Below are 14,269 nucleotides of genomic sequence, written 5' to 3' on the forward strand. Positions count from 1 at the left end.
TGGCGAGGTCCCGCGGCCGCCGGCCGCGGGATCATCACTATCGGTTAGAGGATGCTCTCGGTGATGGCAGCGTAGACCATGCTGCGCAGCTCGCGCCGGATCGGGTAGGCGCTCGATGGCAGCACCTGCGTCATGAAGATCGCAATCAGCTCCTCAGCCGGATCGATCCAGAACGAGGTCGTGGCCGCGCCACCCCAATTATATTCGCCGGGACTGCCCGCGATCAGCGTCTCGGCCGGGCGCATGGTGACGGCGAAGCCGAGACCAAAGCCGATGCCGTTATAGGTGGCTTCCGAGAACAGCGAGCGCGAGACTTCCGGCAGCGCACGGCCGCCCGGAATGTGGTTGGTCGTCATCAGCGCCAGCGTCTTCGGGCCGATCAGCCTGACACCGCCGAGCTCGCCGCCATTGAGCAGCGCACGGCAGAAGGTGAGGTAGTCGGCGACCGTCGAGCACAGGCCTCCGCCGCCGGAAATGAACGAGGGCGGCGACAGGAATGAGCTCGTCGTCGGATCGTCCTGAAGCGTCAGGCCCTCACGTCGCTGGCCGGCATGGAAGGTCATGCCGCCGCCGGGATCGGCGGAATAGCACGCCGCAAAGCGATGCGCCTTGGAGGCCGGGACGTGGAAGTCGGTGTCGGTCATGCCGAGCGGGTCGAGGATGCGCTCTTTGAGGAATTGCTCGAACGGCATGCCCGAGATCTTGCCGACGAGATAGCCGATCACGTCGGTCGCGACGGAATAGTTCCAGGAATCGCCCGGCGAGAATTCCAGCGGGATCTTCGCGAGGCCCTCGATCATGGTCTGCAGCGTGCCTGACTTCTCGACCTCGCCGATCTTCTCACTGCGATAGGCGGCATCGACATTGGAACGCTGCTGGAAGCCGTAGGTGAGGCCGGCGGTGTGGCGCAAGAGGTCGACGATCAGCATCGGCCGGGACGGCGGCCGGGTCAGGAAGGCCGGATAGGTGCCAGCGACGAACACGCCGAGGTCCTTCCATTCCGGAATGTATTTGGCGACGGGTTCGTCGATCGCGACCAGGCCTTGCTCGACCAGCATCATGAAGGCGACGCTGGTGAGCGGCTTGGTCATGGAATAGATGCGGTAGATGGTGTCATCCTTGACCGGCAGCTTGCGCTCGACATCGGCGAAGCCCTGAACCGAGCTGTGCGCGACCTTGCCGCGGCGGTACACCAAAAGATGCGTGCCCGGGAAGCGGCCGGCGTCGATGTACCGGCTCTTCAGATGCGCATCGATGCGGTCGAGCGCGGCCTTGGACATGCCGACGGATTCGGGCGAGGCGGGGGCGGGCGCGAGCATCAGTTCCTCCGGACAGTTTCTCGGAAAGTTGATAGCGAAATAGCGGCCCCATTCCAAGCCGGTTGCGCTTAACGCGACCCTGCCGGTTGGTGTAGGCTCGCGCTGGAACGCTTCCAGGCAGCCCGCCCGGGCCAACGACAAAAACGAGAGGGCAAACGCTTATGACCCAGTTCAACGAGACCGATCTCACCGAAGCCGTCGTCAGGAGCTTCGACAACACGCCCAATCCGCGCGCGAAATTCCTGCTCCAGGAATTGGTCAAGTCGCTGCACGATTACGTGAGCAAGACCGGCCTGACCTTCGAGGAATGGGACTACGCGATCGATTTCCTGACCCGCACCGGGCAGAAATGCACCGACACGCGCCAGGAATTCATTCTCCTGTCCGACGTGCTCGGCGTTTCCATGCTGGTCGACGCGGTCAACCATCGCGACCGCGAGGGCGCCACCGAGACCACCGTGCTCGGCCCGTTCTATGTCGGCGAGCACAAGGTGACGGCGCACGGCACGGATATTTCTCCGAACAACCAGACCGGCGAGCGGATGTTCGTGCAGAGCCGCGTCACGGATCTGAAGGGCAAGCCACTCGCGAACGTCCCCGTCGACGTCTGGCATGCCGACGATGACGGCTTCTACGATTCACAGAAGGCCAATTATGACGAGGTCGGCGCCTCGGCGCGGGCGCGTTTCATCACCGATAGCGACGGCCGCTTCTTCTTCCGCACCATCCTGCCGTGCAGCTATCCGATCCCGACCGACGGCCCGGTCGGCGAGATGATCGTGCAGACCAACCGCCATCCGATGCGCCCCGCACATGTGCATTTCCTGGTCAATGCGAAAGGCTATGAGCCGCTGATCACCCACGTCTTCATCGGCGGCGACAAATATCTGGATTCCGACGTCGTGTTCGGCGTCAAGGACGACCTCGTTGCCAAGGTCGAGCCACGCAACGATGCTGAGATGCCCGACGGCACTAAGGCGAACGGGCAGTGGCATCTGATGACTTACGAGTTCCACCTCAAGCCCGGCGGCGGCATGGCGCCGAAGCCGCTGGGCGTGAAGGCGGCGGAGCCGGCGTGAGGGTTTAATATCTCGGTCATCCCCCGATATAGGCAGCCAATTCGTCGGGCGTTCCCTTCGGAAAGGCGTCCTTGAGATAATCGAGAAAGGCGGAGACGCGGGCACTGAGCAATCGCCGCGAGGGATAGAGCGTCCAGAGAGCGATGTCGAACCCGTCGACGTCGCCCCATCGTACAAGCGCCCCAGCGGCGAGATCGCGACTGACGAGTGACAGCGGCAGCCGGGCCGCGCCTACGCCGGCTCGAATTGCGTCGCGAACCATCATCAGCGATGACAGGCGAAGCACCGGGTCGACGGAGATTCGCGATGTTCCGCCTGGGCGCCTGATTTCCCACGCTGCGGCCTCATCATCTCCGCGCACCACCACCGGAACGGCCAGATGGCGCTTCGGTCGTTTGAGTGTGGGGCTGGCTACGACCACCAATCGGTCACGCAAGAAGATACGGCCGACGAGACTTTCGTCCGGATCGGGATTGACCCGGATCACGAGGTCAAAACCCTCCTCGATCATGTCGACGTGGCGATCTTCAGTGGTGACCTCGAGCCGGACTTGCGGATGCAGAAGCGCGAAGCCGGCCGCGAGCCGGCCCATGGCAGTTTGTGAAAAGAGCAGGGGAGCGCTGATCCGCAACCTGCCCTTTGGCTTGTCTCCGCCCGAGGCGATCGCTGCCGCCGTCTCGTCGAGCTCGGTGAGGAGCGCTCCGGTCCGCTCGTAGAGCGCTCGTCCTTCCTGGGTGAGCTTGAGCGTGCGCCCGCCGCGCTCGAACAGGCGCAAATCGAGGCTGCTCTCGAGCTCGGACACGCGGCGGGACAAGGTCGCTTTCGGACGTCCCGCGGCGCGCGCGGCCTTTCCGAACCCTCCGTGGCGGGCGACGAGATTGAAGTCGGCCAGTGCAAGCAAATCCATCTGTTCCACCAGTGAGACGAACTGTCTAAATATAGCGTCTATCGGCCCGCACGTGGATCACTAATTTCCGGCTTGTCTTCTGAACCCAAACCGGAGTGATCCCATGACCATCCTCGTTACCGGCGCCACCGGCACGATCGGCCGCCACGTCGTCGAGCAACTCGTCAGGCGTGGCGCCGATGTGCGCGCACTCGTCCGAAATCCCGCCAAGGCGAACTTGCCGGCAGGCGTCGCTGTGGCGCAGGGCGACCTGCTGGACGTCGATTCCCTGCGCGCCGCGTTCTCAGGCGTCTCGACGCTGTTTCTGCTCAACGCCGTCGTGCCGGACGAATTCACCCAGGCGCTGACTGCGCTCAATCTCGCGCGCGAGGCCGGCATCGAGCGGTTCGTCTATCTATCGGTCATCCACAGCGATCTCTACGTGAACGTGCCGCACTTCGCCGGCAAGTTCGGCGTCGAGCGCATGATCGAGCAGATGGACTTCAAGGCGACCATCCTGCGCCCGGCCTATTTCATGAACAACGAGCTCATGATCAGGGATGTCGTGACCGGATACGGCGTCTACCCCATGCCGATCGGCAGCAAGGGACTTGCGATGATTGATGTGCGCGATATCGGCGAGATCGCGGCCCTCGAACTGATCCGCCGCGAGACATCCGCCACGCCGCTTCCGCGCGAGCGGCTCAATCTCGTTGGTCCCGATACACTCACCGGTGCCAAGGCTGCCGCAATCTGGTCGGACGTGCTCGGCCGTGCGATCGCCTATGGCGGCGATGACGCCGCGGGATTTGAGAAGAACCTGAGGCAGTTCATGCCCGGCTGGATGGCTTTCGATATGCGGGTGATGAGCGAGCGTTTCCTCTCGGAGGGAATGATCCCCGAGGCCGGCGACGTCAAGCGTCTGACCGACATCCTGGGCCGTCCCTTGCGCTCTTATCGCGACTTCGTCGCCGAGATCACGGCGGCTGTCTGAGGTCCATCGAGCAGGTGTGTGCTGGCGCCTGGCTGCACCGCTCACCACGGATCATGTGGTGAGCGGGCAAGCTCGATCAGCGCGCGTGCAGCAGCGCCAGCAGCACGACGACCGCGCAGGCGAGTGCGGCCGAGGTCAGCTTCCAGAACATCAGCGGGCTGCGCTCGAGCAGCGGCGTGATCCGGGCGTCGAGATAGGCCGGATTGGGGGTGCGAAGCTCGAAGATGAACTCCGACAGATCCTCGTGCCGCTTGTAGGGATCGGGATGAAGCGCGCGCCGGAGCGCGCCGTCGACCCAGGCCGGCACGTTGCGGTCGTCGTCGGCCGGGCGGTACTTGAGCCTCCGCACGTCCGCCTTGCGCCGGATCCTGGCGATCTGGGTGCCGTAGGGAAGCTTCCCCGTCAGCATCTGGTAACAGATCACGGCCAGCGAAAACATGTCGGAGCGCGGCGAGCCGCCCTGCCCAAGGAAGTATTCCGGCGCGGTGTACTGGACCGTCCCCAGGATTTCGCCGGCCTCGCCCGGCGGCGCCGCTTCCGCGACGCCGGCGACCCTGACCGATCCGAAGTCGATGATCTTCGCGGTGCCGGTCTTGTCGATCAGGATGTTGTCGGGTCGGAGGTCCTGATGCAGCATCTCCATGCGATGGAAAGCGCGCAGGCCCGCGGCGATCTGCTCGATGATGCCGCGCACCGTTTCGAGATCCGGGCGCGGGTTGTCTATCATCCACTGCTTCAGGGTCTGCCCTTCGACGAATTCCGTCGCGACGTAGAGATAGCCGCGCCGCCGCGACTGCGACAGCGGCTTCAGCACATGCGGACTGTCGATCCGGCGCGCGATCCATTCCTCCATCAGGAAACGCTTGAGATAGGCGGCGTTGTCGCGCAGATCGATCGACGGCAGCTTGAGCGCGACCGGCTGCTCGGGCTCGGTGTCGACCGCAAGGTAGATATGGCTGCGGCTGCTGCCGTGGATCTCGCGGACGATCCGGTAGCCGTCGAAGATCGCGCGCGGCTCCGGCAGCGCGGGAAGCGGCAGGGCCGAGGGCTGGTTGAAGATGCCGGCCGGCTCGCGCTGCGGCACCGCATCGATGCGGAGGATCTGGACCGTGATGTTGTCGTCGCTGCCGCGCCGATAGGCTTCCTCGACGATCGCCTTTGCCGCCCCGTCGAGCTCGGCTGCATGCTCGCTCAGCGCGCTCGTGACGAAACGCGCGTCGACGAATTCGTAGGCGCCGTCGGTCGCCAGCAGGAAGGTGTCGCCGGCCTCGACCTCGAGCGCCTGGTAGTCGATCTCGAGCTGCGGATTGATGCCGAGCGCGCGGCCGAGATAGGTCTGCTCCGACGAGACGATGATGCGGTGATCGTCGGTCAGCTGCTCGAGCGCCTTGCCGGCAACGCGGTAGATGCGGCAGTCGCCGACATGGAAGATGTGCGCGGTCGTTGCCTTGATGACCATGGCGCTGAGGGTGCAGACATAGCCCTTGTCGCGGTCATAGGCGTATTGGCTCTTGCGCGTCTGTGCGTGCAGCCAGGAATTGGTGGCGTTCAGCACGCGGCGGGCGGACGTCTTCACCGTCCAGGATTCCGACGTGCAGTAATAGTCCATCAGGAAGCTCTTGACCGCCGACTCGCTGGCGATCTGGCTCACCGTGCTGCTCGAGATCCCGTCGGCGAGGACCGCGGCGATCCCCTTCAGGCCGAGCAACGGCTCCTCGGGAATCAGGACGCCGTGGAAATCCTGGTTGACGGGCTTGCGACCCTTGTCGGAGTGCTGGCCGACCGAAATCAGGAGTCCGCGGGTCATCGTCATCACCAGGAGAGGGGAGCCTCACCCTGCTCGGGCGGGGCTCCCCTGTCGAGACGTATTCGATCAGGCGGCGACGCGGGGCTTCGCGGCCTTGTCGACCTGGCGCTTCGGCAGGGTCATGACATGTGTGGCGTAGAGGGTCATGCCGGTGAAGGCGAGGCCGCCGACGAGGTTGCCGAGCACGGTCGGGATCTCGTTCCAGATCAGATAGTCCATGATCGAGAACTTGGCATGGAGCATCAGGCCCGACGGGAACAGGAACATGTTCACCACCGAATGCTCGAACACCATGTAGAAGAACACCAGGATCGGCATCCACATGGCGATGACCTTGCCGGAGACCGAGGTCGAGATCATGGCGCCGACGACGCCGGTCGAGACCATCCAATTGCAGAGCATGCCGCGCATGAACAGTGTCGCCATGCCGGCCGCGCCGTGCGCGGCGTAGCCGAGCGTTCGGCCCTCGCCGATGTTGCCGATCGCCGTGCCGACCTTGTCGGGCGCCTGCGTGAAGCCGAAGGTGGTGACGAAAGCCATCATGAAGGCCACGGTGAAGGCGCCGGCGAAGTTGCCGAGGAAGACGAGACCCCAATTGCGCAGCACGCCGCCGAGCGTGACGCCCGGGCGCTTGTCGATCAGAGCGAGCGGCGAGAGCACGAACACGCCGGTCAGCAGGTCGAAGCCCAGGAGATAGAGCATGACGAAGCCGACCGGGAACAACAGCGCGCCGATCAGCGGCTGGCCGGTGTTGACGTTGATCGTGACGGCGAACCAGGCCGCCAATGCCAGGATGGCGCCGGCCATGTAGGCGCGGATGATGGTATCCCGGGTGGACATGAAGATCTTGGACTCGCCCGCATCCACCATCTTGGCGACGAATTCCGAAGGCGCGAGATACGACATCAATGGTTCCTTTGCTTCATAAGTGAGATCGACACGTTCCTGGCGAAGGCGCGGCTGAACGTCTTGGGCCGTGCGGGCTGGCCGGCCGCGCACGGGGGCTATGGAGAGTTGGAAGCCTTGGGAATCGCGTCACGAGGACTGAGCCGGCGAGGGCCGCGAAGCAGTTGAGCTTCCGGATGCAGCCGCCAGAGGCTGCACCGATGCGGCAAGCCGCAGTCGTCGTTGACGCCAAAGGCGATGCAAGTCGCGTGCCGGGTCGTGATGCTGGAAAGAGGCAATGATATCAATATGATGCATCTTTGGCCGAACGGATCCCATGCGACCGCGGGCCTGTTGTATGAGCGGCTGCACAAGCTTTGTGCGCCGCACAACAATTAAGCAGGGCGCTGGTTTCGCAAGCGGAACAGCCCTGCGGCAGTCTGGCGCATCTCAATTAACGTGCTGAGTTATTGATATTTTTTCAGGTGTCGGCCTTGGCACGAAGCTTGAATGGTTCCCTGCGACGCCATTGAAGCCGTCCCGCGAGATTTCTCATCCGACTTGCCGACGCCACCCGGCGGGGGTCTCCCCCGTCGCGCGTTCGCATGCGCCAAGGATGGCGCCGCCGGACGGACGGGCTGCTCGTGTGCACAGACGCCAATCAATTCTGCAACGATGCAAAGGACGACACTGCCTATGACCATGCGCACTCGCCGGCCCTCGGAGACGGGCCTTAGCCGCCGTCAATTGTTGAAAGCCACCGGCTCCACCGCCGCACTTCTCGCCGCCGCCAAACTCAATTTCCCCGCCGGCGCCTTCGCGCAGGATTCAGGCCCCGAGGTCAAGGGCGCCAAGCTCGGCTTCATCGCACTCAGCGACGCCGGACCGCTCTTCGTCGCCAAGGACAAGGGCCTGTTCGCCAAATACGGCATGCCCGACGTCGACGTGCAGAAGCAGGCCTCCTGGGGCACGACGCGCGACAACCTCGTGCTCGGCTCGGAAGGCAACGGCATCGACGGCGCGCATATCCTGACCCCAATGCCGTACCTGATCTCGGCCGGCAAGGTGACGCAGAACAACCAGCCGACGCCGATGTACATTTTGGCGCGGCTCAATCTCGACAGCCAGTGCATCTCCGTCGCCAATGAATATGCCGACCTCAAGCTCGGCGTCGATGCGGCGCCGTTCAAGGCCGCGCTGGAGAAGAAGAAGGCGTCGGGCAAGGCGGTGAAAGCCGCGATGACTTTCCCCGGCGGTACCCACGACCTCTGGATCCGCTATTGGCTCGCCGCCGGCGGCATCGATCCCGACAAGGACATCGAGACCATCGTGGTGCCGCCGCCGCAGATGGTGGCCAACATGAAGGTCGGCACCATGGACTGCTTCTGCGTCGGCGAGCCCTGGAACCTGCAGCTGATCCACCAGAAGATAGGCTACACCGCGGTCAACACCGGCGAGCTCTGGAACAAGCATCCGGAAAAATCCTTCGGCATGCGCGCCGCCTTCGTCGACAAATACCCGAAAGCGGCAAAGGCGCTGCTGATGGCCGTGATGGAAGCCCAGCAATGGTCCGACAAGGCCGAGAACAAGGCCGAGCTTGCCGCCATCATGGGCAAGCGGCAGTGGATGAACTGCCCGGTCGAGGACGTGCTCGACCGCACTGCAGGCAAGTTCGATTACGGCATCCCGGGCAAGGTCGTCGAAAACTCGCCGCACATCATGAAGTACTGGCGCGATTTCGCCTCCTATCCGTTCCAGAGCCACGATCTCTGGTTCCTCACCGAGGACATCCGCTGGGGCAAGTACGAGGCGAATTTCGACACCAAGGCGTTGATCGCCAAGGTCAACCGCGAGGACATGTGGCGCGATGCGGCCAAGACGCTCGGCGTCGCTGCCGCGGAAATCCCGACCTCGACCTCGCGCGGCAAGGAGACCTTCTTCGACGGCAAGGTGTTCGATCCCGAAAATCCGGCGGCGTATCTGAAGTCGCTCGCGATCAAGCGCGTCGAAGTCTGATGCAGCCCTGCGGCCGCCCATTGGGCGGCCGCATCGTCCTGATCATGCCGGAAAAGGGATTTTCGATGAACATGCCTGCCACGAAGATTGAGCTTGAGACCGCAGCGCCTGCGGCCGTTGCGGCGCCGGTCGTCGCGCTGACGCCGAAGCGTCCGCCGCGCGCCGAGACCTACGCACGGATGGCGCGCGAAACCGCGGTGCGCGTGATCCCGCCGCTGGTCGTGATCGCGCTTCTGACGCTGGTGTGGGAGCTGGTCTGCCGCCGCGCCGGCTCGGCCCTGCCGCCGCCGTCGAAAGTTTTCAACGACACCAAGGAGTTGATCTTCGATCCGTTCTTCGACCATGGCGGCATCGACAAGGGCCTGTTCTGGCATCTGTCCGCCAGTCTCCAGCGCGTCGCGCTCGGCTATTCGCTGTCTGCGGTCGCCGGCATCGCGCTCGGCGTGCTGGTCGGGCAGTCGGTCTGGGCCATGCGCGGGCTCGATCCGCTGTTCCAGGTGCTGCGCACGATTCCGCCGCTGGCCTGGCTGCCGCTCTCGCTGGCGGCGTTCCGCGACGGCCAGCCCTCGGCGATCTTCGTCATCTTCATCACCTCGATCTGGCCGATCATCATCAACACCGCGGTCGGCATCCGCAACATCCCGCAGGACTATCGCAACGTCGCCGCGGTGGTGCAGCTCAACCCGCTCGAGTTCTTCTCCAAGATCATGATTCCGGCGGCCGCGCCCTACATCTTCACCGGCCTGCGCATCGGCATCGGCCTGTCGTGGCTGGCGATCGTCGCGGCGGAAATGCTGATCGGCGGCGTCGGCATCGGCTTCTTCATCTGGGACGCCTGGAACTCCTCGCATATCAGCGAGATCATCCTGGCGCTGTTCTATGTCGGCATCGTCGGCTTCGTGCTGGACCGCCTGATCGCCGGCCTCGGCAAGGTCGTCACCCGCGGCACCGCGCAGAACTGAGAGGAGAGGGCCACATGACCGCCTATCTGAAGCTCGACCACATCGACAAGGTCTTCACCCGCGGCGCCGCGACCACGGAGGTGCTCAAGGACATCAACCTGACGATCGAGAAGGGCGAATACGTCTCGATCATCGGCCATTCCGGCTGCGGCAAGTCGACCCTGCTCAACATCATCGCAGGGCTGACCAACGCCACCACGGGGGGCGTGCTGCTGGAGAATCGCGAGGTCAACTCGCCGGGGCCCGACCGTGCGGTCGTGTTCCAGAACCACAGCCTGTTGCCATGGCTGACCGTCTACGAGAACGTCAGGCTCGGCGTCGACAAGGTCTTCGCCAAGACCAAGTCCCGCGCCGAGCGCGACGCCTGGGTCATGCACAATCTCAACCTCGTGCAGATGGCCCATGCCAGGGACAAGCGTCCGTCCGAGATTTCCGGCGGCATGAAGCAGCGCGTCGGTATCGCCCGGGCGCTGGCCATGGAGCCGAAGGTGCTGCTGCTGGACGAGCCGTTCGGCGCGCTCGATGCGCTGACCCGTGCGCACCTGCAGGACTCGGTGATGGCGCTGCATCAGAAGCTCGGCAACACGATCCTGATGATCACCCACGACGTCGACGAAGCCGTGCTGTTGTCCGATCGCATCGTGATGATGACGAACGGACCGAGCGCGCGCATCGGCGAGGTGCTGGAGGTGCCGCTGGCGCGGCCGCGCAAGCGGCTCGAGCTTGCCACCAACGCCACTTACCTGAAGTGTCGCCAGCGCGTGCTCGAATTCCTCTACGAGCGTCATCGCTTCGTCGAGGCTGCATGAGCGAAGCGTTAACGCGAAAGATGCCCGCGCCCAAATAATCGACATCTCGCTCAATCCTTGTGCGTCGCACAGGGATTGAGCGAATCGCAAAATTAGCGTGCGGAAACAGCCCTGCAAAGAATTCGGGCAATACGAATAACATCCTGAAATCCCTGCATTTCCAGCGCGAGCGCAACTGGCACGGAAATTGAAACGTGTTTGCGCGACGCCAACGACGACGTCCCTCAACATCATCAATCAGCATCGTGAACTCGCCACCGGGGTAGCGCCTCGGAGCGCGCCTCCATGCCTGGAGGCAGAGCCTGCAACGACGCAGCGGTGAGCCTGGAAGGGATACTCAATGACGAAGAATCCGACTCTGAACCCGACTTGGATTTCAGACTGGCGCCCCGAAGATGAGGCGTTCTGGAACGCGACTGGCAAGACGATCGCCCGACGCAACCTGATCTGGTCGATCGTGGCCGAGCATATCGGCTTCTCGGTCTGGCTGATCTGGAGCATCGTGACCACCAAGCTGCCGCAGGCGGGCTTCCACTACAGCACCGACCAGCTGTTCCAGCTCGTCGCGGTGCCGGGCCTGATCGGCGCCCTGATGCGCTTTCCCTATACATTCGCAGTGACGACCTTCGGCGGCCGCAACTGGACCATCTTCAGCGCGGCGATCCTGTTCATCCCGACGTTGTCTCTTGCCTATTTCGTGAGCCAGCCCGACACGCCGTTCTGGCTGATGCTGCTGATCGCCTCGACCGCCGGCCTCGGCGGCGGCAACTTCGCCTCCAGCATGACCAATATCTCGTTCTTCTTTCCGGACCGGATGAAGGGCTGGGCGCTCGGCCTGAACGCGGCCGGCGGCAATATCGGCGTTTCCAGCGTGCAGCTCCTGACCCCGATCCTGATGACGCTCGCCGTCTTCAACCTGTTCCAGGCGACGCCCGTCGACGGCATCTATCTCCAGAACGCCGGCCTGATGTGGGTGCTGCCGATCGCGATCGCGGTGTTCGGCGCGGTGTTCTTCATGAACAACCTCACCTCGGCGAAATCGTCGGTGAAGAACCAGCTGGCGATCGTCAAGCGCAAGCACACCTGGATCATGGCGTATCTCTATATCGGCACGTTCGGCTCCTTCATCGGCTACTCCGCGGCCTTTCCGCTGCTGATCAAGACCCAGTTCCCGACCGTGACGATCTCGATCGCGTTCCTCGGACCGCTGGTCGGCTCGCTGGCGCGCCCGTTCGGCGGCTGGCTCGCCGACAAGGTCGGCGGCTCCATCATCACCTTCTGGAATTTCATGCTGATGGCGGCGGCGACGGTCGGCGTGCTCTACTTCGTCGGGCACAAGGATTTCATCGGCTTCCTGTCGATGTTCCTGATCCTGTTCGTGACGACGGGCATCGGCAACGGCTCGACCTACCGCATGATCCCCTCGATCTTCCGCGAAGAAAATCTGTTCAAGGTTCGCGGCAAGGGCGATGCGGCACGTAGCGCAGCCTTGAAGACGGCGAGCATCGAGAGCGGCGCGGCCGTCGGCTTCATCGGCGCGGTCGGCGCCGTCGGCGGCTACCTGATCCCGAGCGGCTTCGGCAAGTCGATCGCCATGACCGGCGGCCCGTCGCTCGCGCTTGCGATCTATCTTGCCTTCTACGCCTCGTGCCTCGCGCTCACCTGGTGGTTCTACCTGCGTCGCAGCCCGCAGCCTGACGGCGCGCCAAGCCTTGCAGAGGCTCGCGTGTAACACTTGGTACGAATCTCGCTTCTCTCCGTACGCGGGGAGAAGCCCCTCTGATGACGTTTGATCCATGAACCTTTTCCGCAACGTCGCGGACGAAGGCAGACCGAAACAGACAGGAGAACACTATGACGCCCGAGCAGATCGCCCTCATCCAGCAGAGCTTCGCCAAGGTCGCACCGATCTCGGAGCAGGCTGCAGTGCTGTTCTACGACCGACTGTTCGAGGTCGCGCCGTCCGTGCGCGCGATGTTCCCTGAAGACATGACCGAGCAGCGCAAAAAGCTGATGGGCATGCTTGCCGCCGTCGTCGGCGGCCTGTCGAACCTGGACTCGATTCTTCCCGCTGCCTCCGCACTCGCCAAGCGTCACGTCGCCTACGGCGCAACGGCCGAGCACTATCCGGTGGTCGGCGCGACGTTGCTCTGGACCCTGGAGAAGGGTCTCGGCGAAGCCTGGACGCCCGAGCTGGCAAAGGCCTGGACCGACGCCTACGGCGTGCTGTCCGGCTACATGATGTCCGAAGCCTACGGTGCACAGCCGCAGGCCGCTGAATAGGAGATGCTTCGTGAGTGAACCGCTGGTGATCGTCGGTAACGGTATGGCGGCCGCGCGTCTGGTCGACGAGCTCGCCAAGACCGCGCTCGGCCGCTACGCGGTCGCCGTCATCGGCGAGGAGCCTCGGCTCGCTTACAATCGCGTGCTGCTCTCGTCCGTGCTGGCCGGCGAGACCGGCTCGCACGAGATCGAGCTCAGACCGGCCGATTGGTGGCGCCATCGCGGCGTCACCGTTCGCTACGGCTACCGCGTTACCGAGATCGACACCGGCCGCCGCGAGCTCAAGATCGCGGGCGAAGAGAGCATGGAATATTCCAAGCTCGTGCTTGCCACCGGCTCGACGCCGCTGCGGCTCAACGTGCCCGGCGCCGATCTCGCCGGCGTGCACACGTTTCGCGATACGCGCGACGTCGACCTTCTGCTGACGCTGGCCGCGGCGAAGAAGCGCGTCGTCGTGGTCGGCGGCGGGCTGCTAGGCCTTGAAGCGGCCTATGGCCTCGCCAAGGCCGGCGCGCCGGTGACGCTGCTGCACCTGATGGACCGTCTGATGGAGCGTCAGCTCGATGGGCCGGCTGCCGACTTGCTCAAGACGCTGGTCGAGCGCAAGGGCATCCGCATCCTGCTCAACGCCTCGACCGCCCGCATCCATGGTGATGGACATGTCGAGGCCGTCGAGCTTGCCGACGGCAGCCGCATCGAGGCCGACGCGGTGATCTTCGCCGCCGGCATCAGGCCGAACGTCACGCTGGCGAAAGAGGCGGGGATCGCCGTCAACCGCGGCGTCGTCGTCAACGACGTGATGCAGACCTCCTCATCCGACATTTTCGCGCTCGGCGAATGTGCCGAGCACCGCGGCACCTGCTATGGCCTGGTTGAGCCCGCCTATGAGCAGGCGCGGGTGCTGGCGCGGCATCTCGCCGCTAAGCCCGCCGCCTATCAGGGCAGCGTGGTCTCGACCAATCTGAAGGTGTCCGGCGTCAGCGTGTTCTCCGCCGGCGACTTCATGGGCGTGCAGGGCAGCGAGAGCCTGGTGCTGACCGACCGCAGGCGCGGCACCTACAAGAAGCTCGTGATCGCCGACGGCCGGCTCACCGGTGCGGTGCTGATCGGCGATACCGTCGACGCACTCTGGTATCTCGAGCTGATCCGCAATCGCGACAAGGTGGCGGCGATCCGCACCGACATGATGTTTGGCCGCGCGCTCGCGCTTCCTTCGAAAGCAGCCTGAC

12 protein-coding genes are annotated in these 14,269 nt (G+C 64.1%); 8 read left to right on the top strand and 4 right to left on the bottom strand.

Annotation, left to right across the window (positions count from 1 at the left end; translation table 11 throughout):
* Window positions 1–44: 44 nt before the first annotated feature.
* Window positions 45–1,319 carry a serine hydrolase domain-containing protein gene (locus tag X268_RS07945; protein WP_128924411.1) on the bottom strand — a complete coding sequence of 425 codons (1,275 nt, stop codon included), beginning with the start codon at window positions 1,317–1,319 and terminating at the stop codon, window positions 45–47.
* 161 nt (window positions 1,320–1,480) lie between these two features.
* Here X268_RS07945 and X268_RS07950 point away from each other — a divergent pair, with 161 nt between their 5' ends.
* Window positions 1,481–2,398 (top strand): intradiol ring-cleavage dioxygenase, encoded by a 918-nt coding sequence (locus X268_RS07950; RefSeq protein WP_128924412.1) that lies wholly within the window; start codon window positions 1,481–1,483, stop codon window positions 2,396–2,398.
* 16 nt (window positions 2,399–2,414) lie between these two features.
* On the opposite strand, the gene X268_RS07955 is transcribed toward X268_RS07950, so the two are convergent.
* The gene (locus X268_RS07955) at window positions 2,415–3,305 is read right to left on the bottom strand and encodes a LysR family transcriptional regulator (RefSeq protein ID WP_128924413.1); all 891 of its coding nucleotides are present in this window, start codon (window positions 3,303–3,305) and stop codon (window positions 2,415–2,417) included.
* A gap of 103 nt (window positions 3,306–3,408) precedes the next feature.
* Between X268_RS07955 and X268_RS07960 the strand changes: the two genes are divergently transcribed.
* Complete coding sequence (locus tag X268_RS07960) at window positions 3,409–4,278, top strand: SDR family oxidoreductase (protein ID WP_128924414.1); 870 nt, start codon at window positions 3,409–3,411, stop codon at window positions 4,276–4,278.
* Between the two features lie 76 nt (window positions 4,279–4,354).
* Here the strand turns inward: X268_RS07960 and X268_RS07965 are convergent, their stop codons facing one another.
* Both X268_RS07965 and X268_RS07970 read right to left on the bottom strand, forming a co-directional pair.
* Window positions 4,355–6,091, bottom strand: a complete 1,737-nt coding sequence (locus X268_RS07965) for a bifunctional protein-serine/threonine kinase/phosphatase (protein WP_164937607.1) — start codon at window positions 6,089–6,091, stop codon at window positions 4,355–4,357.
* A 60-nt stretch (window positions 6,092–6,151) separates the two neighbouring features.
* Entirely contained in the window at window positions 6,152–6,991 is an 840-nt protein-coding gene (locus X268_RS07970; RefSeq protein WP_128924416.1) for a formate/nitrite transporter family protein, read from the bottom strand.
* Between the two features lie 675 nt (window positions 6,992–7,666).
* Between X268_RS07970 and X268_RS07980 the strand changes: the two genes are divergently transcribed.
* The 6 genes from X268_RS07980 (at window position 7,667) to X268_RS08005 (ending at window position 14,268) form a co-directional block, all read left to right on the top strand.
* Window positions 7,667–8,986: a CmpA/NrtA family ABC transporter substrate-binding protein gene (locus X268_RS07980; protein ID WP_128924417.1), complete on the top strand. Its 1,320-nt coding sequence runs from the start codon at window positions 7,667–7,669 to the stop codon at window positions 8,984–8,986.
* 65 nt (window positions 8,987–9,051) lie between these two features.
* Window positions 9,052–9,948 carry a nitrate ABC transporter permease gene (ntrB, locus tag X268_RS07985; RefSeq protein ID WP_128924418.1) on the top strand — a complete coding sequence of 299 codons (897 nt, stop codon included), beginning with the start codon at window positions 9,052–9,054 and terminating at the stop codon, window positions 9,946–9,948.
* A gap of 14 nt (window positions 9,949–9,962) precedes the next feature.
* On the top strand, window positions 9,963–10,757 hold the full coding sequence (locus X268_RS07990; RefSeq protein ID WP_128924419.1) for an ABC transporter ATP-binding protein: 795 nt from the start codon (window positions 9,963–9,965) through the stop codon (window positions 10,755–10,757).
* Between the two features lie 340 nt (window positions 10,758–11,097).
* Entirely contained in the window at window positions 11,098–12,489 is a 1,392-nt protein-coding gene (locus X268_RS07995) for an MFS transporter (protein ID WP_128924420.1), read from the top strand.
* 122 nt (window positions 12,490–12,611) lie between these two features.
* Entirely contained in the window at window positions 12,612–13,040 is a 429-nt protein-coding gene (locus X268_RS08000) for a globin family protein (protein WP_128924421.1), read from the top strand.
* 10 nt (window positions 13,041–13,050) lie between these two features.
* The gene (locus X268_RS08005; protein WP_164937608.1) at window positions 13,051–14,268 is read left to right on the top strand and encodes an NAD(P)/FAD-dependent oxidoreductase; all 1,218 of its coding nucleotides are present in this window, start codon (window positions 13,051–13,053) and stop codon (window positions 14,266–14,268) included.
* The last annotated feature ends 1 nt before the right edge of the window (window position 14,269 follow it).

It is taken from the genome of Bradyrhizobium guangxiense, assembly GCF_004114915.1.
Lineage (GTDB): Bacteria > Pseudomonadota > Alphaproteobacteria > Rhizobiales > Xanthobacteraceae > Bradyrhizobium > Bradyrhizobium guangxiense.

What these genes read in the sequence shown, in the direction of transcription:
- X268_RS08000 (WP_128924421.1), top strand. Translation starts at nt 12,612, where the DNA reads ATGACGCCCGAGCAGATCGCCCTCATCCAGCAGAGCTTCGCCAAGGTC.
- X268_RS07955 (WP_128924413.1), bottom strand. Translation starts at nt 3,305, where the DNA reads ATGGATTTGCTTGCACTGGCCGACTTCAATCTCGTCGCCCGCCACGGA.
- X268_RS07995 (WP_128924420.1), top strand. Translation starts at nt 11,098, where the DNA reads ATGACGAAGAATCCGACTCTGAACCCGACTTGGATTTCAGACTGGCGC.
- X268_RS07990 (WP_128924419.1), top strand. Translation starts at nt 9,963, where the DNA reads ATGACCGCCTATCTGAAGCTCGACCACATCGACAAGGTCTTCACCCGC.
- X268_RS07980 (WP_128924417.1), top strand. Translation starts at nt 7,667, where the DNA reads ATGACCATGCGCACTCGCCGGCCCTCGGAGACGGGCCTTAGCCGCCGT.
- X268_RS07960 (WP_128924414.1), top strand. Translation starts at nt 3,409, where the DNA reads ATGACCATCCTCGTTACCGGCGCCACCGGCACGATCGGCCGCCACGTC.
- ntrB (WP_128924418.1), top strand. Translation starts at nt 9,052, where the DNA reads ATGAACATGCCTGCCACGAAGATTGAGCTTGAGACCGCAGCGCCTGCG.
- X268_RS07965 (WP_164937607.1), bottom strand. Translation starts at nt 6,091, where the DNA reads ATGACGATGACCCGCGGACTCCTGATTTCGGTCGGCCAGCACTCCGAC.
- X268_RS07950 (WP_128924412.1), top strand. Translation starts at nt 1,481, where the DNA reads ATGACCCAGTTCAACGAGACCGATCTCACCGAAGCCGTCGTCAGGAGC.
- X268_RS07970 (WP_128924416.1), bottom strand. Translation starts at nt 6,991, where the DNA reads ATGTCGTATCTCGCGCCTTCGGAATTCGTCGCCAAGATGGTGGATGCG.
- X268_RS07945 (WP_128924411.1), bottom strand. Translation starts at nt 1,319, where the DNA reads ATGCTCGCGCCCGCCCCCGCCTCGCCCGAATCCGTCGGCATGTCCAAG.